The following is an 18009-nucleotide window of genomic DNA, read 5'->3' as shown; positions in this document are numbered from 1 at the left end:
CTGACGCAAACTTCCATGGTAAAGAATTTGTTGACTTCGTTCGTTTAGCGTCACGCATGGGCCGATGCAACGCGCATCGCCGCACCGAAATCCAACGATTGATGGACAAGGCTGTAGATGACCGTAAACCGCAAACACTCCCTTCGTGGTCTCGCTCTGGCGCTCGCGCTCGGCGCCTTGGCGGGATTCCTTCCCGTTAACGCCAATGCTGACCCTGGGTTCCAGAAATGGATCGCGGGCTTCTACGCCACCGCCGCAAAGAGCGGCATTACGCAATCCACCTATCGCAATGCATTTGCCGGCGTAACCGACCCGGACCCCACGGTGCTTGAAAAGGCGCAATACCAGCCGGAATTCAAGTCCCAGATCTGGGATTACCTCGACTCCCGTGTCAATCCCTATACGGTCGATATTGGCCGCAAGATGGCGGTCAAGTACGGGTCCACACTGCGCACGCTCGAACAGAATTTCGGCGTCGATCGCAATATCATGCTGGCCATCTGGTCGATGGAGTCGAATTACGGCGAGGTTCTCGCCAAGAATGATCGGCTGCATTATGTCCCCCGCGCGCTGGCGACCCTTGCCTATGCCGATCCGAAGCGGGCGAACTACGCCAAGAAGCAGCTCATCGCCGCCCTGAAAATCCTGCAGAAGGGCGATATCTCGCGCAAGGACCTGAACGGCTCCTGGGCCGGCGCCATGGGCCATACGCAGTTCATTCCAACGAGTTATCTGCTCTATGCCGTTGATGCCGATGGCAGCGGCCATGCCGATATCTGGAATTCCGTTCCGGACGCCCTGGCGACAACAGCCAATCTTCTCGCCAAGAATGGCTGGGATACCGGCCGGACGTGGGGTTACGAGGTGGTCGTGCCGCCCGGCGGCAGCGCCCAGGCCGGCAAGACGCATACGATCGCGCAATGGGCCGCACTCGGTTTCGTGCGTCCCAACGGCAAGGGTTTCCGCACGACCTCCGATCGTGCGCAGTTGAAGATGCCCGGCGGGCCGAACGGTCCCGGCTTCCTGATGACCGGCAATTTCTTCACCATCAAGCGCTACAACGCCTCCGACAGCTATGCATTGGCCGTCGGTCTGCTCGCGGACCAGATCGCCGGATATGGCGGCATGCAGCAATCCTGGCCGCGTCCGAGCGGCGCGCTCGACGTCAAGCAGAAATTCGAACTGCAGACGCGTCTGAAGGAGCTCGGCTATTATGACGGCGTGGTCGACGGGAATTTCGGCTCGGGCTCGAAGGCCGCGATATCGGCTGTCCAGCAGCGCATGGGTATGGATGCGGACGGCGAGCCTTCGATGAGCCTGCTGAAAGCATTGCGCAAGTAGGCCGCCTCCAGCGAATCCGGGATCGCCAGGACGATGAACTCGTCATTTCGCGGCCCGGACTCGTGAGCGGAAAAGAAGCGATGATGAAACACTCTGCCCGCGCGACCACCGCAACTCTAAGGATTGTTCTGACGGCATTTCTCAGCGTCGTCATCGCGCTTGGCTGCCTGCAGAATATGGCGCAGGCGCAGGAGCGGCCGCGGCGGAACCTGTTCGATATGCTGTTCGGCACCCGCGAGCCCGATTACCCGGATCAGCCCATCGAGCAGCCGCCGCCACGGCGCAAGGTGCAGCCGAAAAAGCGACCGACCCCGCCGCCGCGCCAGCCAGTCGCGCAGCCGGAAACGCCACCGCCCGCAGAAAAGCTCCCCGATGCCAAGACCATCCTTGTCGTCGGCGATTTTCTGGCAAGCGGCTTGGCAACCGGGCTGGAGGATGCCTTCTCCACCTCCCCCGGCGTCGTCATCCAGTCCCGCGGCAACGTCGCCTCCGGTCTCGTGCGGCAGGATTATTACAATTGGCCGCAGCAATTGCCTGGCATGATCGATCAGCTGAAACCGGCCATGGTCGTCGTCATGATCGGCGCCAACGACCGCCAGCAGATGATCGGCGACGGGCTCAACGAGAAATACGGCACCGACCCGTGGTTCCTTGCCTATGAAGAGCGCGTGCAGCAATTCGCCAAACTGGTGACGAGCCGTCATATTCCGCTGCTCTGGGTTGGCCTGCCCTCCTTCGGCTCCGATCAGCTGACCGCCAGCGCTGTTAAGCTCAACCAGATCTATCAAAGCCAGACCACCAGCGTCGGCGGTGAGTTCATCGACATATGGGACGGATTTACCGACCAGAACGGCGAATTCATCGTGACCGGCTCCGATATCAACGGCCAGCAGGTCCGGTTGAGAACGGCCGACGGCGTCAATCTGACGGCAGCCGGCAAGCGCAAGGTCGCTTTCTATCTGGAGAAATCCGCACGCCGGATCCTGGGCGATCAGGCAAGCCCAGACATCACGCGCCTGGACACGGGCAATCCGCTGCCGGCGCAACAGGCCAATCTTCCCGGCGCAGAACCGGAAAAGATTACCCGCACGCAGCCGATGAGCCTCTCCGATCCCGATCTCGACGGCGGCTCGCAGCTTCTCGGCAGCAGCCCTGCTCCTGCCGCAACGACTTCATCGCCACGCGATCTTCTGGTCGAGAAGGGGCTGATGGACCCGGCGCCTGTCGGCCGCGTAGACGACTACCGATTGCCGGGATCGGTTGCACGATAGGCGACCTGGAGGCGGTTTGACAACGCGGCGCCCCGCCAATAGAAGAACTGCATGAGCACCAAAAGCGCAGATCAGATCGATCGTTACCGCACCTGCCCACAGGTTGCGGTTTTGCGCGCTTTCTCCGGCCGAGGTCTCCGTGTCCAGTCGTGACAGCCGGAGGCGTTGATGCGTCCGGCGGCTGCTGGACGTAAAGCCCTCAACCTCAAGACTTCAACGTTGCCCATGGAGAATGGCACGTGCTCAATATCTATAACGTCAATTCGCTCGTTCACTGGGAAGAGCGGGACATTAAACTGCGCGATGATTTCGTCCGCTTCTTTTCCGATGAAGTCGCGAACTTCCTGCGATCGGCAAACCCCGCCTGGGATATCCGAAGGGTCGAGGCTCCGACCCTGATGCCGCGAAGCCTCGTCTCGAATGCCTATTCCAATTCGGACATATGGGTGCAGGAGCGAATGTCGAACACCGAGACCGAACTTGTGCTGCGGCCGGAAACGACACCTTCAACCTATGCCTACATGCAGCATCTTCTCGGAAACCATTCCAGAACAAGGCTGCCACTATGCGTCTGGCAGGCCGGAAAATCCTATCGCCGGGAACAGGACCAACCGAGCAAGCATGTGCGGCTCAAGGAGTTCTGGCAGCTCGAATTCCAATGCGCCTTCACCGCCGATAGCGGCAACGATTATCACTCTGCCTCCCTTGAACCGGTCCGCCGGATGATCGCCTCGGTCGTCCATCTGCCGACACGGATCGCCCCATCCGATCGGCTTCCGGCCTATTCCGAGGTGACGATGGATATCGAGGTCGATAACGGCGACAAATGGATGGAGGTCTGCTCGATCTCGAAACGCACGGATTTCCCTCAGCGCTACCGCAAGCAGCCGAAGAAGGGGGCCGCGATAGACCATGACGTCACGGTGCTAGAAATCGCCATCGGCCTCGATCGCTGCATCTACAACTGGAATATCGCCGCAAGCCGTTAACGACAAAGGCCGGGTTCATCGAGAACCCGGCCTTCAATAACTTTGCGCGAACGGACAGCGAAACTTAGTTCGGTAGAACCGTCGAACCCATCAGAGCCTCGTCGATCGCACGGGCGGCCTGACGGCCCTCGCGGATCGCCCAGACCACCAGCGACTGGCCGCGGCGGACGTCACCGGCTGTCCAGAACTTGTCGATCGAAGTCTTGTAGTCCCTGTCGTTGGCAACGACGTTGGTCGAGCCGCGGCGATCCGTGTTCAGCGTCAGCTTGCCGTCGAGTTCCTTGAGCACGCTGTCGGTGAACGGACCGCGGAAGCCGATGGCGATGAAGGCGAGGTCGGCGCGGATGACGAATTCCGTGCCGGCGATCGGCTTGCGGCGCTCATCCACTTCGCAGCACTTCACGCCCGTCAGCACGCCATCTTCGCCGATGAATTCCAACGTTGCGACCTGGAATTCGCGAACCGCGCCTTCGGCCTGCGAGGACGAGGTGCGCATCTTCGTTGCCCAGAACGGCCAAACGGCGAGCTTGTCTTCCTTCTCCGGCGGTTGCGGCCGAATGTCGAGCTGGGTCACCTTCACCGCGCCCTGGCGGAATGCCGTGCCGACGCAGTCGGATGCCGTATCGCCACCGCCGACGACGACGATGTGCTTGCCGCCAGCCAGGATCGGATCGGCGGGCCAGCCGACGCTGTCGATATTTTCGCGGCCGACGCGGCGGTTCTGCTGCACGAGATAGGGCATGGCGTCATGGACGCCTGCCAGCGTCGTGCCGGGAATGCCGGCTTCGCGCGGGGTTTCCGAGCCGCCGCAATAGAGCACGGCATCGTGCTCCGCCAGAAGCTGCTCGACCTTGACATCGACGCCGACATTGACGCCGCAATGGAAGGTGACGCCCTCGCCCTTCATCTGCTCGACGCGGCGATCGATGAAGTTCTTCTCCATCTTGAAGTCCGGAATACCATAGCGCAGCAGGCCGCCGGGCTTGCTTTCGCGCTCATAGACATGGACGTCGTGACCGGCGCGGCCGAGCTGCTGGGCGGCTGCCATGCCGGCAGGGCCAGAGCCGATGATCGCGACCTTCTTGCCCGTATGCACGGTTGCCGGCTGCGGGCGGATGAAGCCCAGCTCATAGGCCTTGTCGGCAATCGCCTGCTCAACAGTCTTGATGGCGACCGGCGCATCTTCCAGGTTCAGCGTGCAGGCTTCCTCGCAGGGCGCAGGGCAGACACGGCCGGTGAATTCCGGGAAGTTGTTGGTCGAATGCAGGTTGTGGATCGCCTGCTCCCAATTGTTGTTGTAAACGAGGTCGTTCCAATCGGGGATCTGGTTGTGCACGGGGCAACCGGTCGGGCCGTGGCAATAGGGAATGCCACAGTCCATGCAGCGAGCTGCCTGTTTCTGCACTTCCTGGTCCGACATGGGGATCGTGAATTCACGGAAATGCCGGATGCGATCCGACGCCGGCTGATACTTCGCCACCTGCCGGTCGATTTCCAAGAAGCCTGTTACCTTGCCCATGCTTTCGTTTCCTCACTCTAAAAGAGGAGCTCATGGCTCCCGTGCCTGAGGGTCATCTCGGTTTCCCTGTCCGGCACTTTAATTCAAATCCGATTCCGCTATTCGACAGTCGCGATCGCCATGATGGCGATCGCAATGCGAGGCGAAACCCTCGGCTGGTTTCAGAACCGGGACGGATTATTCCGCCGCCACACTCATCCGGCTACGTTCCATTTCCTCAAGGGCACGGCGGTACTCGACCGGCATGACCTTGCGGAATTTCGGGCGGTAGTCGGCCCAGTGATCGAGGATCTCCTTTGCTCGCGTCGAGCCGGTATAGTGGACGTGGTTCGAAATCAGCTGGAAGAGGCGCTCTTCATCATGGCGTGTCATGTCATCGGAGACGTCGACGCGTCCCTTGTGCATGATGTCGCCACCGTGATGATGCAGCTTCTCCAGCAGCTCGTCTTCCTCCGGAACCGGCTCCAGCTCGACCATGGCCATGTTGCAGCGGCGGGCGAAATCGCCCTTTTCGTCGAGAACATAGGCTACGCCGCCCGACATGCCGGCCGCGAAGTTGCGCCCGGTTTCGCCGAGCACGACAACGACGCCGCCGGTCATATATTCGCAGCCGTGATCGCCCACGCCTTCGACGACGGCGATCGCGCCGGAGTTTCTGACTGCGAAGCGCTCGCCCGCGACACCGCGGAAGTAGCACTCGCCCTCGGTCGCGCCGTAAAGCACGGTATTGCCGACGATGATCGAATTCTCAGCAACGATCTTCGAATTTTCGGGCGGACGGATGATGATGCGGCCGCCCGAAAGGCCCTTGCCGACATAGTCATTGCCGTCGCCGACGAGGTTGAAGGTGACGCCGCGTGCGAGGAAAGCACCGAAGGACTGACCGGCGGTGCCCCTCAGGGTGACGTTGATCGTGTCGTCCTTCAGGCCGCGATGGCCATAGCGCTTGGCAACCGCACCCGACAGCATGGCACCGGCCGAACGGTCGACGTTCTTGATGTCGACTTCAAAGGCGACCGGCGTCTTGGACGACAGGGCAGGTTCAGCCTTCTCGATCAGCTTGCGATCGAGAATGTCGTCGATCGGGTGCTTCTGCACTGTCGTCCAGTAGGTCTCTTCCTTCGGCGCATCGACCTTGTGGAAGATACGGCTGAAATCGAGGCCCTTGGCCTTCCAGTGGGCGAGCATGTCGTCCTTCTCCAGAAGCTCGGAAGCGCCGATGATATCATCCAGCTTGGCAACGCCGAGCGAGGCGAGGATCTCACGCACTTCTTCCGCCACGAAGAAGAAGTAGTTGATGACATGCTCGGGCGTGCCCTTGAAGCGCTTGCGCAGAACCGGGTCCTGGGTGGCGACACCAACCGGACAGGTGTTGAGGTGGCACTTGCGCATCATGATGCAGCCGGCCGCAATTAGCGGCGCGGTGGCGAAGCCAAATTCGTCGGCACCGAGCAGCGCGCCGATAATGACGTCGCGGCCGGTCTTCAGGCCACCATCCACCTGCAGGGCGATGCGCGAGCGTAGCCCGTTCAGGACCAGCGTCTGCTGGGTCTCGGCAAGGCCGATTTCCCAGGGAGAACCGGCGTGCTTGAGGGAGGTCAGCGGCGAAGCGCCGGTGCCGCCATCATAGCCCGAGACGGTGATGTGGTCGGCGCGCGCCTTGGCGACGCCGGCGGCAACCGTGCCGACGCCGACTTCCGAGACGAGCTTGACCGAGACATCCGAGGTCGGGTTGACGTTCTTCAGATCGTAGATCAGCTGTGCCAGATCTTCGATCGAATAGATATCATGATGCGGCGGCGGCGAGATGAGGCCGACGCCCGGTGTGGAATGCCTGGTCTTGGCAACCGTCGCATCGACCTTGTGGCCGGGCAGCTGGCCGCCTTCGCCGGGCTTTGCACCCTGCGCGACCTTGATCTGCAGCACGTCGGCATTGACCAGATATTCGGTCGTCACGCCGAAACGGCCGGAGGCGATCTGCTTGATAGCGGAACGTTCCGGGTTCGGCGAGCCGTCGAAGAGCGGCATGTAGCGGTCGGCTTCCTCGCCACCTTCACCGGTGTTCGACTTGCCGCCGATGCGGTTCATGGCGATGGCCAGCGTCGTATGCGCCTCGCGGCTGATGGAGCCGAAGGACATGGCGCCCGTCGAGAAGCGCTTGACGATATCGGCGGCCGGCTCGACCTCGTCGATCGAGATCGGCTTGCGGCCGAGGGCTTCCGCACCCCTAATCTTGAAGAGGCCGCGGATGGTGTTCATCCGAAGCGCCGATTCATTGACCATCTCGGAAAATTCGCGATAGCGATCCTCGGCATTCCCACGCACGGCGTGCTGCAGGGCAGCCACCGCATCCGGCGTCCAGGCATGGCTTTCGCCGCGCATGCGGTAGGCATATTCGCCGCCGATGTCGAGCGTGCTTGCCAGCAGCGGATCGCGGCCGAAAGCAGCCTTGTGACGGGAGACGGTTTCCTCGGCAATCGTCTCAAGGCCGATGCCTTCGATCATCGTCGCCGTGCCGAAGAAATACTTGTCGACCAGCTCCTGCTGCAGGCCCACAGCATCGAAGATCTGCGCGCCGCAATAGGATTGATAGGTCGAGATGCCCATCTTCGACATGACCTTGAGGATGCCTTTGCCGACAGCCTTGATGTAGCGATAGACGACTTCGGTCGCGTCCACTTCCTTCGGGAATTCGCCACGCTGATGCATATCGAGCAGCGTGTCGAAGGCGAGATAGGGGTTGATCGCTTCCGCGCCGTAGCCGGCCAGCAGGCAGAAGTGATGCACTTCACGCGGCTCGCCGGTTTCGACGACGATACCGACCGAGGTGCGCAGGCCCTTGCGGATCAGGTGATGATGCACGGCAGCCGTCGCCAGCAACGCCGGGATCGCGATGCGGTCCGGTCCGATCTGGCGGTCTGACAGCACGATGATGTTGTAGCCGCCACGAACGGCCGCTTCCGCCCGCTCGCAGAGACGGTCGAGCATCTCGGGCATGCCTTCGGCACCGCGTTCGACATCATAGGTGAAGTCGAGCGTCTTGGTGTCGAAGCGATCCTCGGTGTGACCGATCGAGCGGATCTTTTCGAGATCGCCGTTGGTCAGGATCGGCTGGCGCACTTCCAGACGCTTGGCGTTGGCCATGCCGGTATGGTCGAGCAGGTTGGGGCGCGGGCCGATGAACGACACCAGGCTCATGACCAGCTCTTCGCGGATCGGATCGATTGGCGGGTTCGTCACCTGCGCGAAGTTCTGCTTGAAGTAGGTATAGAGCAGCTTCGGCTTGTCGGACATGGCCGAGATCGGCGTATCCGTGCCCATGGAGCCGACGGCTTCCTGCCCCGTCGTCGCCATCGGCGACATCAGGAGCTTGGTGTCTTCAGCCGTGTAGCCGAAGGCCTGCTGGCGGTCGAGCAGCGACACGTCGCGGCGCAGCGCCCGCGGCTCCACAGGCTTCAGGTCTTCCAGGATCAGCTGCGTGCGGTTCAGCCAGCTGCGATAGGGATGCTTGCCTGATAGTTCCGACTTCACCTCGTCGTCGGAGATGATACGGCCCTTTTCCATGTCGATCAGCAGCATCTTGCCCGGCTGCAGGCGCCATTTCTGGATGATCTTCTCTTCCTCGACAGGCAGAACGCCGGCCTCGGACGCCATAATGATGCGGTCGTCGCTGGTGACGAGATAGCGGGCCGGACGCAGGCCGTTACGGTCAAGCGTCGCGCCGATTTGCTTGCCATCGGTAAAGGCAACGGCGGCCGGGCCATCCCATGGCTCCATCAGGGCGGCATGATACTCGTAGAACGCCTTGCGTTCCGGCGCCATCAGCTGGTTGCCGGCCCAAGCTTCGGGGATGAGCATCATCATGGCATGCGCCAGCGAGTATCCGCCGCGCACGAGGAACTCGAGCGCGTTGTCGAAACAGGCGGTGTCCGACTGACCTTCATAAGAGATCGGCCAGAGCTTGGAGATATCCTCGCCGAAGAGCGGCGAAGAGACCGAAGCCTGGCGTGCCGCCATCCAGTTGACGTTGCCGCGCAGCGTGTTGATTTCGCCGTTATGCGCGACCATGCGGTAGGGATGGGCAAGCTTCCATGACGGGAAGGTGTTGGTCGAGAAACGCTGGTGCACGAGCGCAACCGCCGTTTCGAAACGCGGATCGGAGAGGTCCTTATAATAGGCGCCCACCTGATAGGCGAGGAACATGCCCTTGTAGACGATGGTCGAGCTTGACAGCGACACGGGATAGAAGCTGCTCTCCTCGCCCTCATATTCCGCATAGATGCGATTGGAGATCACCTTGCGCAGGGTGAAGAGGCGGCGCTCGAATTCCTCGTTCGTGCCGGCATCGCGGCCGGCGCCGATGAAGACCTGCACATGATGCGGCTCGGTGGCGGCGATATCGGGCGCCTTCGACAGCGAGGAATTATCGACCGGCACGTCGCGGAAGCCGAGCAGCACCTGGCCTTCTTCGGCAACGACCTGCGTGATGGCAGTCTTGAAATGCTCGATCAGCGCCTCATCGCGGGGCAGGAAGAAATGGCCGACGCCATATTCGCCCGCCTTCGGCAGGATGACGCCCTGTTTCGCCATCTCTTCACGGAAGAAGCGATCGGGAATCTGCACGAGAATGCCCGCGCCATCGCCCATCAGCGGATCGGCGCCGACGGCACCGCGATGCGTCAGGTTCTCGAGGATGAACAGGCCGTCGCGCACGATCTGGTGCGACTTCTGGCCCTTCATATGCGCGACGAAGCCGACGCCGCAGGCGTCATGCTCGTTGCGGGGATCGTAGAGGCCCTGTTTCGGCGGGATGCCGACAGCGCGTTTCGACGTCTTGGCCGTAGCGGCAGCATTCACTGCAGCGGTCTGGTCAAAACTCGTCAACGTCGTCCTGTTCGTCATGGTCTTCCCTCCGGTAAGGCCCGCGTCGCGGGCGCTCCTTCGTCCCGCGCGGTCCGTTTCCGGGGCCGACGCGCGACAGCGCTGTTGCATTGTGAAGATCCGGCCGCAAACCGCAGCTCCTTTAAGTGGAGCCCGTCGTCAGCGTTCCGCGCCCTGCTATTCCACCGCCGCATTGCCCGCGCCTCAAAAGGCTCGAAAGGGCATGCTCCTGGTAACTATAGCTCGAAATCCCGACATCGTCAGGACCCTGGGGGCACATCTTCGGCCTCGGCGGCCAAAATAGGACAGCAACCCTGTCCTAATTCATCAGCTCTATGCCAGAAAGCTTACGCCTTCGCAAGAGCAAAACGGCAAAATTTCGTCAACGAAAGACGGAAGATTGCCTTTGTTGCAGGAATAGAGCAATAAAGTTTCGCTGCGGCGCATCATTTTATTTGTTGATTGCGTCAATCAATTTTTGTGATGCATTCTTCAAACTCATGCTCTTGATAGGTTTTTGCATTGGCGTAATGTCCGGCCAACCCTATCTAATCCAGCCGCAATTCAATCTTCATCTGGTGCATTTTCATGTTCTTTGCTTCCGATAACTGGGCCGGCGCCCATCCCAAAGTCGCCGAACGTCTGCTCGCCGCATCGAGTGGTTTTGCCTCCGCCTACGGCACAAGCGAGCTCGACCAGCGTGTCGAAGCCAGATTCTCCGAGATCTTCGAGCGCGAGGTCGCGGTCTTCTTTGTCGCAACCGGTACGGCCGCCAATTCGCTGTCGCTTGCCAGCGTCCAGAAACCGGGCGGCATCAGCTTCTGCCATACCGAGGCGCATGTCGCCGAAGACGAATGCGGTGCTCCTGACTTCTTCAGCGGCGCACGTCTTGCCACCGTCGAAGGCGCTCTCGGCAAGATCGATCCCAAGGCGCTTTCCGCCAAGATCGCCCGCTTCCCGCAGGATGCCGTGCATCATGGCCGCGCCGCCGCCGTGACGATCACGCAGGCGACGGAAATCGGCACGGTCTATTCGCTGGATGAGATCGACGCCATCGCCGCCATCGCCCAGGCAAACGGGCTACCGCTGCACATGGATGGCGCGCGTTTCGCCAACGCCCTGGTCGCGCTCGGCACGACGCCTGCCGAAATGACATGGAAGCGCGGCGTCGACATTCTTTCCTTCGGCGCCACCAAGAACGGCTGCTGGTGCGCCGAGGCGATCGTCTTCTTCGATCAGGAGAAGGCGAAGGAAATGCATTTCATCCGCAAGCGCGCCGCCCAGCTCTTCTCCAAGTCGCGCTTCATTGCCGCCCAGTTCGATGGCTATTTCCAGGACGACCTCTGGCTCGACCTTGCCCGCCATTCCAACGGGATGGCCGATCGGCTGCGCGCCGGCCTCGAAGAGACCAGCGGCGCTCGTCTCGCCTGGCCGACTGCCTCGAACGAGGTTTTTGCGATCATCCCAAAATCCTCCGCCAAGACTGCAGAAGACAAGGGAGCGAAGTTCTACGAATGGCCAATTCCAGAGTCGCAGCCGGATCTGGTCGGCAGGGATGAAACGCTGATCCGACTCGTGACAAGCTTCGCCACCCCCGAAGCCGATGTGGCGAATTTCCTCGCCTGCCTGAACTGACCCGCAAGAAAAAGAGCGCCGGAGCCGGCTTCCGGACCGGACGGCGCTCGCAATAGCGGCAAAAAGTCAGTTTTGATTCCGATGGGCGATCATTGCGAAGTTCGATAGATCGTCGCGGTCGGACGCCCGTGCATAATGTACGATCATCGTCATTGCCACGACGCAGGCGACAAGTCCGGAAATGAAGATGGCACCATATGTCATCGGAACGGCTATCCCCCCGCAACTCCCCCATCGCCACCGGAGATAGCAGAATAAGCTGACTTCCGCCTGAAAACGGGCGCAACAATAAATCAGCCGGCAAAATAAATCCGGATCTCATCTGCATGATGGGAAACGGCTTTTAACGATAGCTGATAGACGATTTCGTTGTCAGCTTGATCGGGGCCCCCGCACCTTGGAGAGTATGTCGTCAGAGAGCGCACTAACCAGAAGTTGGTCCGCGCCCTTGCGCGGCACGAGCACGAACTCCACGTCCTCAAGGACGGGTAGCCAGCCCGGGGCTATCTCGATCAATCCGGCGGGAGCCATGCTTTTCGGCTGCACGAGAACACCCATGCCGGCGCGCGCTGCTGCGGTCAGGCCACTCAGGCTGCCGCATGTGCAGACGATGCGCCACGGCATCTGCTGTCGACGCAGCGCCTCTAGCGCGACCGCACGCGTGACACTTGGGGTGGGAAAGGCGATCAGCGGCAATGGCCCCGCAAGCTTGCGGATGCGATCCGGGTCGCGGGCCAGCCAGACCAGCGGCTCGCGGTAGACGAGCTTGCCTCTCGCGTCGCCGAGCCTGCGCTTGGCAAGCACCAGATCGAGATCGCCATTATCCTGCATCTCATAAAGCACGCCGCTAAGCGCGACCGTCAGCTCGAGATCGACGGAAGGATGCGAACGCACGAATTCCTCCAATACGTCCGGGAGCTGGCTGGTGACAAAATCCTCGGAAACCCCAAGCCGGAGATTGCCGCGCAGGCTGTTGCCGGCAAAAAGCTGACGCACCTCCCCTTCGATCGATAGCATCTGGCGCGCATGGCCGAGCAGCGCCTCGCCGTCGCCGGTGAGGACGACGCGGTGCGTATCCCGCGCCAAGAGCTTGCGCCCGAGTTCGGCTTCCAGCCGCTGTATATGCTGGCTGACGGTCGATTGCCCAAGACCGAGCCGCTCCGCCGCAAGCGTGAAACTGCCCATCTGCTCGACGGCGACGAAGCTGCGCAACTGCGTGAGATCCAGCATGGTTATCCTACATTGTGATAACTGTTATTCCTTGCATCGTGGATCACGATAGGTCTATCTGCAAGGAGTCATCATCAAGACTTGCAATGCGATTGGGGTAGGCACGATGCGCCGCTTTCTTCCAGACACCTTTACCATGCTGCTGGTGCTCACCGTCCTGACGGCGTCCTTCTTTCCAGTGAAGGGCGCAAGCGCCCATTATTTCGGCATCGCCACCAACTTCGCCATCGGCCTGCTGTTCTTTCTGCACGGCGCGCGCCTCTCGCGCGATGTCGTCATCGCCGGCCTGCTGCACTGGCGGCTGCACCTCGTCATCCTGCTGACGACCTTCGGAATCTTCCCGCTGCTGGTGCTGGCCATGGGCCATATCGTTCCGAACAGCATCCTCCCCGTATCGCTCTATACCGGCATGCTGTTTTTGAGCGTGCTGCCTTCGACCGTGCAGTCTTCGATCGCCTTCACCTCCATCGCCGGCGGCAATGTGCCGGCTGCGATCTGCTCCGCGTCCGCCTCCAATATCTTCGGCATGTTCCTGACGCCGCTGCTCGTCGGCATCCTGTTTTCGGTCGGCGGCCAGGGCGGTGGCTTTTCCTGGGATGTTCTGTGGCAGATCATGCTGCAGCTGCTTGCCCCATTCATCGCCGGCCAGCTGCTGCAGCCATGGATCGGCGACTGGATCCGTTCGAAGAAAAAGATCCTGATGCCGGTCGATCGCGGCTCGATCCTCATGGTCGTCTATTCCGCCTTCAGCGAGGCCGTGGTGGAAGGGCTGTGGCATACCTTCTCCGTCCTCGACATCGTCACGGTCATCATCGCGAACATGGTGCTTCTGGCAATGGTGATCTGCATCACCATGTTCGGCAGCCGTGCCCTCGGTTTTGAAAAGGCCGACGAGATCACCATCACCTTCTGCGGCTCGAAGAAGTCGCTGGCAAGCGGCGTGCCGATGGCCAACGTCATCTTCGCCGGCCAGAGTATCGGCGCCATCGTGCTGCCGCTCATGCTGTTCCATCAGATCCAGCTGATGACCTGCGCCGTGCTTGCCCAGAAATATGCCGATGCCGCCAAGCGGCGCGAGGCTGCGAAAGCAAAGTCGGGCGCAAAGTCCGGCGAAGCGACGAACGCGGCCTGAGCCGTCCGATATCAGACAAAACAAAAGCGGCACCCTGATGGAGCGCCGCTTCTTTTGATCTTGGGAGGATCAGGAGCTTAGCGGCCAGAGACCGCCAGCCCGGCATGACGGTCTCAGACCGTCAGCCGTACTTAGTTGATATGAGCCTCGATGGCCTTCGGGCTTTCCACGGGCTCGGCCGCGATGGAGATACGGCGGGGCTTCATGGCTTCAGGAATGTTGCGCAGCAGGTCGATGTGCAGCAAACCATTCTTCAGTGAAGCAGCCTGAACCTCGACATGGTCGGCAAGCTGGAAACGACGCTCGAAGGCACGCTTGGCGATACCGCGATAGAGATATTCGCTGGTTTCAGCCGGCTCTTCGCTCTTTTCGCCCTTGACCTGAAGGACATGGGCGTGGGCCTCGATGCTCAGTTCCTTTTCATCGAAACCGGCAACGGCCATGGTGATGCGATAGGTGTTTTCACCCGTGCGCTCGATATTGTAGGGCGGATAGGTCTGGGCCTGATCCGGCTGGCCAAGGCTGTCGAGCATGGTGAAGAGACGGTCGAAACCGACGGTGGAACGGTAAAGGGGAGAGAAGTCTACGTGACGCATGGAAGTCCTCCTGTGAGCGACAATTGCGATTTCAATTCTGTCCCATGACCCCACTCTCGGCGGCCTCGGGACGGTTTCGCAGGCCCGTTTGGCACCCGCGAAAGAGAGATGGGGATCGCTTTTGCCGAGTTCAAGCCCCTGTGCCCGCCGCCCATTTTGCGGAAAATCGCTGCGTGAACCGCAGATGAACAGATGGTTCGGAACCCGTTCAGGCTGGCTGGCCTATCGTCCAAACCATCGGAACACCATCGTCCGATGACTGAAGTGTATCGTCCCTTCTTCTTCAGTCCTTGCTCGGCCGGCGAAGCGGATCTCTCTATCTCCGCAAGCCGGCCTTTTTTCTTAGCGCCAGCGGAACAACAGGCGGAGATCAACTTGGATGGAAGTCCAGGGAGATTGATTGCCTAGCTCGAAAGCCGTCCATCCGCCGCTACTATGAGCCGAGACACCTCATGCAGGCTGGAAACCGAACCCAGGCAAAGTTTCAGGATTTCCTCATTAGGCTCCATCTGATCTGGCACCATGATCGTCATCATGCCGGCTCCGGAGGCGGATCTTATTCCGTTATGTGAATCTTCCAGGGCAAGACAGGAAGATGGCTCGATACCTAACCGGGCCGCAGCCGTCAGAAATGGATCTGGAGCAGGCTTGCTTTCTACATAGCCGCCATACGCAATAATGTGATGGAAACGATGCGTCAGGCTGTGCGCCTTAAGATGGTGATCGACGCTCTGACGGAATGAAGACGTCGCTATCGCTCTTGGAATATCTAGTTCATCCAGGAGATCCAATAACTCTGAAACCCCTGCTTTCAAAGCAAGTTCTGTCTCGCCCAAGGCGCTGAAATGCTTGAGCCAGAGCGCGCGCACATCGTCGACCGGAAAAGAGGAGCCATACAGGAGAAGTAGCGAATGACGATTCACATGCCAAGGCGAACCGATCATGGGACGGTACAAGTCCCATGTCATTTCATAGCCATACTCCGCAGTCGCCGTGATCAGCGAACGTATGTAGAGCGACTCGGTATCAAAGAGCAGTCCATCCATGTCGAACACGACTGCACGGGGTGGTTGAGGGAGCTTCATCCCATAGCCGTTACCAGCATGGGACGAGAACGACAAGCTCGCCGATGCCGAAAACCATCCCTCGCTACGGAGGGACATGGCGACAACCCTACCGCAAAAGTTTCAGAGAACCGGTCAGCGATTTCACCCACTTCGAAGGGCCGGCCAGCCCAAGACCGTCGATCGCCTCGCCGGCAAGATCGCGATCCGGAAATGTCGCCTCATATTCCCTGTAATCGTGCAGCGAGCGGGCAAAGGCAGGAAACGGAACGATTGCGCGGTCGTTTTCGACCGGCAAGGTTTTCAGCAACAGAAATCGTATGGTTTCCGCATCCGCCTGCAGTATCGGAACGGGCATGTTCGAGCTGATGTCGATGGTGCGCTCCTCCCTATCGGTCAATTGCCTGGCTCCGAGCGCAGGAAACTTTGCGCCCAACCCGATCGAGATGGCACCGGCGGTGTTGGCGATCAAACCGAGAGGCAATGCCGGATTGATGACGATGGCAAGACGGATATCGGGAAGCATGGCGACCTGCTGCTATTGACAAAGGTGACCGCAGGATATCCCTAGCATCGGGGGGTAATCTTACCTTTTATTGCCGCACAATTTTATTATTTGGTAGTATCTACCTCGTTTCTGCGGATATACGGTTGGATATGCCCAATTCTCTTGAGCCCATTGATTTGAAGATTCTCGGCGCCCTTCAGAAGGACGGACGCCTAACGAATCAGGCGCTTTCCTCCGAAGTCGGGCTCTCGACGTCGCCATGCTGGCGGCGCGTGCGCCAGCTGGAAGAAACGGGCGTGATCCAGGGTTATACGGCCACCCTCGACAGGCGCCAGATCGGCCTCGGCGTCCTTGCCTTCATTAGGGTGAAGATCGACGGCCATAGCGAGGCGGAAGCCGAGGAATTCTCGCGCGACGTGCTGAAACTCAACGAGGTCGTGGCCTGCTACAGCATCGCCGGGGATGCGGATTTCCTGCTGCAGGTCGTAGCCGCAGATCTCGACAGCTATGCCGACTTCGCCATGGCGGTGGTGCGCCGCCTGCCGCGCATCAAGGAGATGCAGACCACATTCGCGCTGAAGGAAATCAAGCCCTTCAAGGGCTTTCCGCTTGAGGTCGGCCAGCGATAGCAGCGCAAGGCACAGATTGCCGGATTATAGGCATAGAGGAGACAGCACGTCCCTGCGCTCTTTACGTTTGGATCTAAGCCATCCTATTCTCGGGCGAGTGGCTGCCCCCAGGGTATTGCCCGGGGGATATAATGTCGGCGCTTTCTTTCTCGAAGATTTCCTCATCGCTGAATACGCTTCTGGCTGCAATCGGTCTGCTGACGGTGGCGGTGCTTACGACGCCCGATATCGTCGGACAAACCAGGCTCATCCTGGAAGTCGTGCTTGCTGGCGTCTGGGCCATCTATGTTCTGCAATTGATCGAAACGCTGGTCATACATCGCGCAAGGGACGTGCGCGGCAGGATCCCGGAAATCGCCGTCGACATGCTGGCCGTTCTGGTCCCTCTGGTTGCCTTTTTTCTCATCCGAGGGCGCGATCAAAGCCTCTATTGCGCCATCTGGCTTTTGAAGCCGCTGCGCGGCTCGATCTTCTTCCGGCTGCTTGGCAGGGTTCTGACCAAGGAAGCGCGCAACCTGATCGGCGTCACCTCGATCTTTGTCATCGTTTTGTTTGCCGCAGCACTTGCGGCTTACATCATCGAACGTGACGTCCAGCCTGACAAGTTCGGCAGTATCCCCCTCGCAATGTGGTGGGCCGTAACGACGCTGTCGACCACGGGGTATGGTGACGAAATCCCGCAAAGTTTCGCCGGTCGCACCCTTGCCGGACTGGTCATGATGTGCGGAATCGGCATCTTTGCCTTATGGGCCGGTATTCTTGCCACCGGCTTCTACGAAGAGGTTCGCCGCCAGGACTTCGTGCGCAACTGGCAGCTGGTTGCCGGAGTTCCGCTGTTTCAGAAGCTCGGTTCGGGTGCTCTCATCGAGATCGTACGGGCACTGAGACCTCGCGTCGTGCCGGCCGGTGGCATCATCTGCCGCAAGGGCGAAGCCGGCGACCAGATGTATTTCATCGTCGAGGGCCGCGTCAGCGTCGCCACGCCGAATCCAGTGGAACTTGGTTCCGGCAGCTTCTTCGGCGAGATGGCGCTGATCACCGGCGAACCCCGCTCGGCAACCGTCAGCGCCGCGACCGAAGTCTCGCTGCTGTCGCTCTATGCGTCGGATTTCCAGATGCTATCGAGCAGCAGCCCCGAGATCGCCGAGATCATCCGCCAGACCGCGCTGGAGCGGCGCGGCGCGACACCGAAGGCTTGACGCGATCGGCTTCAT

Annotated in this window: 13 protein-coding genes; 7 read left to right on the top strand and 6 right to left on the bottom strand. The window is 60.4% G+C overall.

The window, feature by feature from the left end:
• The first annotated feature begins 117 nt into the window (after nucleotides 1-117).
• The 3 genes from GDN47_RS01040 (at nucleotide 118) to GDN47_RS01030 (ending at nucleotide 3601) form a co-directional block, all read left to right on the top strand.
• Nucleotides 118-1341 (top strand): lytic murein transglycosylase, encoded by a 1224-nt coding sequence (locus GDN47_RS01040; protein ID WP_152092529.1) that lies wholly within the window; start codon nucleotides 118-120, stop codon nucleotides 1339-1341.
• Nucleotides 1342-1421: 80 nt separating this feature from the next.
• Nucleotides 1422-2612 (top strand): SGNH/GDSL hydrolase family protein, encoded by a 1191-nt coding sequence (locus GDN47_RS01035; RefSeq protein WP_113355021.1) that lies wholly within the window; start codon nucleotides 1422-1424, stop codon nucleotides 2610-2612.
• 239 nt (nucleotides 2613-2851) lie between these two features.
• On the top strand, nucleotides 2852-3601 hold the full coding sequence (locus GDN47_RS01030) for an aminoacyl--tRNA ligase-related protein (protein WP_152092528.1): 750 nt from the start codon (nucleotides 2852-2854) through the stop codon (nucleotides 3599-3601).
• A gap of 64 nt (nucleotides 3602-3665) precedes the next feature.
• Here GDN47_RS01030 and GDN47_RS01025 read toward each other — a convergent pair whose 3' ends face one another.
• Both GDN47_RS01025 and gltB read right to left on the bottom strand, forming a co-directional pair.
• Complete coding sequence (locus GDN47_RS01025) at nucleotides 3666-5120, bottom strand: glutamate synthase subunit beta (RefSeq protein WP_113330492.1); 1455 nt, start codon at nucleotides 5118-5120, stop codon at nucleotides 3666-3668.
• A gap of 177 nt (nucleotides 5121-5297) precedes the next feature.
• The gene (gene gltB, locus GDN47_RS01020; RefSeq protein ID WP_152092527.1) at nucleotides 5298-10022 is read right to left on the bottom strand and encodes a glutamate synthase large subunit; all 4725 of its coding nucleotides are present in this window, start codon (nucleotides 10020-10022) and stop codon (nucleotides 5298-5300) included.
• A gap of 567 nt (nucleotides 10023-10589) precedes the next feature.
• On the opposite strand from gltB, the gene GDN47_RS01015 reads away from it, so the two are divergent.
• Nucleotides 10590-11636 (top strand): threonine aldolase family protein, encoded by a 1047-nt coding sequence (locus tag GDN47_RS01015; protein WP_152092526.1) that lies wholly within the window; start codon nucleotides 10590-10592, stop codon nucleotides 11634-11636.
• A 372-nt stretch (nucleotides 11637-12008) separates the two neighbouring features.
• Here GDN47_RS01015 and GDN47_RS01010 read toward each other — a convergent pair whose 3' ends face one another.
• Nucleotides 12009-12866 (bottom strand): LysR family transcriptional regulator, encoded by an 858-nt coding sequence (locus tag GDN47_RS01010; protein WP_152092525.1) that lies wholly within the window; start codon nucleotides 12864-12866, stop codon nucleotides 12009-12011.
• Nucleotides 12867-12972: 106 nt separating this feature from the next.
• On the opposite strand from GDN47_RS01010, the gene GDN47_RS01005 reads away from it, so the two are divergent.
• A complete protein-coding gene (locus GDN47_RS01005; protein WP_152092524.1) occupies nucleotides 12973-13998 on the top strand; it encodes a bile acid:sodium symporter family protein in 1026 nt (341 codons plus the stop codon).
• Nucleotides 13999-14129: 131 nt separating this feature from the next.
• On the opposite strand, the gene GDN47_RS01000 is transcribed toward GDN47_RS01005, so the two are convergent.
• The 3 genes from GDN47_RS01000 to GDN47_RS00990 form a co-directional block, all read right to left on the bottom strand.
• Nucleotides 14130-14594 (bottom strand): Hsp20 family protein, encoded by a 465-nt coding sequence (locus GDN47_RS01000; protein ID WP_113389195.1) that lies wholly within the window; start codon nucleotides 14592-14594, stop codon nucleotides 14130-14132.
• Nucleotides 14595-14998: 404 nt separating this feature from the next.
• Complete coding sequence (locus GDN47_RS00995; RefSeq protein ID WP_308936541.1) at nucleotides 14999-15757, bottom strand: HAD family hydrolase; 759 nt, start codon at nucleotides 15755-15757, stop codon at nucleotides 14999-15001.
• Between the two features lie 10 nt (nucleotides 15758-15767).
• A complete protein-coding gene (locus tag GDN47_RS00990; protein WP_152092523.1) occupies nucleotides 15768-16184 on the bottom strand; it encodes a DUF2000 domain-containing protein in 417 nt (138 codons plus the stop codon).
• A gap of 131 nt (nucleotides 16185-16315) precedes the next feature.
• On the opposite strand from GDN47_RS00990, the gene GDN47_RS00985 reads away from it, so the two are divergent.
• Together GDN47_RS00985 and GDN47_RS00980 are read left to right on the top strand one after the other, a co-directional pair.
• The gene (locus GDN47_RS00985) at nucleotides 16316-16795 is read left to right on the top strand and encodes an Lrp/AsnC family transcriptional regulator (RefSeq protein WP_152092522.1); all 480 of its coding nucleotides are present in this window, start codon (nucleotides 16316-16318) and stop codon (nucleotides 16793-16795) included.
• Between the two features lie 131 nt (nucleotides 16796-16926).
• Nucleotides 16927-17994 carry a cyclic nucleotide-gated ion channel gene (locus GDN47_RS00980; RefSeq protein ID WP_152092521.1) on the top strand — a complete coding sequence of 356 codons (1068 nt, stop codon included), beginning with the start codon at nucleotides 16927-16929 and terminating at the stop codon, nucleotides 17992-17994.
• Nucleotides 17995-18009 lie beyond the last annotated feature (15 nt).

This window comes from Martinezella dioscoreae (assembly GCF_009176305.1).
Classification (GTDB): domain Bacteria; phylum Pseudomonadota; class Alphaproteobacteria; order Rhizobiales; family Rhizobiaceae; genus Rhizobium; species Rhizobium dioscoreae.
This window is presented reverse-complemented; position numbering and strand designations above follow the sequence as displayed.

Bases quoted from the DNA above. Each gene is read 5' to 3' on its own strand.
- GDN47_RS01040 (WP_152092529.1), top strand. From the start codon at position 118: ATGACCGTAAACCGCAAACACTCCCTTCGTGGTCTCGCTCTGGCGCTC.
- GDN47_RS01035 (WP_113355021.1), top strand. From the start codon at position 1,422: ATGATGAAACACTCTGCCCGCGCGACCACCGCAACTCTAAGGATTGTT.
- GDN47_RS01025 (WP_113330492.1), bottom strand. From the start codon at position 5,120: ATGGGCAAGGTAACAGGCTTCTTGGAAATCGACCGGCAGGTGGCGAAG.
- gltB (WP_152092527.1), bottom strand. From the start codon at position 10,022: ATGACGAACAGGACGACGTTGACGAGTTTTGACCAGACCGCTGCAGTG.
- GDN47_RS01015 (WP_152092526.1), top strand. From the start codon at position 10,590: ATGTTCTTTGCTTCCGATAACTGGGCCGGCGCCCATCCCAAAGTCGCC.
- GDN47_RS01010 (WP_152092525.1), bottom strand. From the start codon at position 12,866: ATGCTGGATCTCACGCAGTTGCGCAGCTTCGTCGCCGTCGAGCAGATG.
- GDN47_RS01005 (WP_152092524.1), top strand. From the start codon at position 12,973: ATGCGCCGCTTTCTTCCAGACACCTTTACCATGCTGCTGGTGCTCACC.
- GDN47_RS01000 (WP_113389195.1), bottom strand. From the start codon at position 14,594: ATGCGTCACGTAGACTTCTCTCCCCTTTACCGTTCCACCGTCGGTTTC.
- GDN47_RS00995 (WP_308936541.1), bottom strand. From the start codon at position 15,757: ATGTCCCTCCGTAGCGAGGGATGGTTTTCGGCATCGGCGAGCTTGTCG.
- GDN47_RS00990 (WP_152092523.1), bottom strand. From the start codon at position 16,184: ATGCTTCCCGATATCCGTCTTGCCATCGTCATCAATCCGGCATTGCCT.
- GDN47_RS00985 (WP_152092522.1), top strand. From the start codon at position 16,316: ATGCCCAATTCTCTTGAGCCCATTGATTTGAAGATTCTCGGCGCCCTT.
- GDN47_RS00980 (WP_152092521.1), top strand. From the start codon at position 16,927: ATGTCGGCGCTTTCTTTCTCGAAGATTTCCTCATCGCTGAATACGCTT.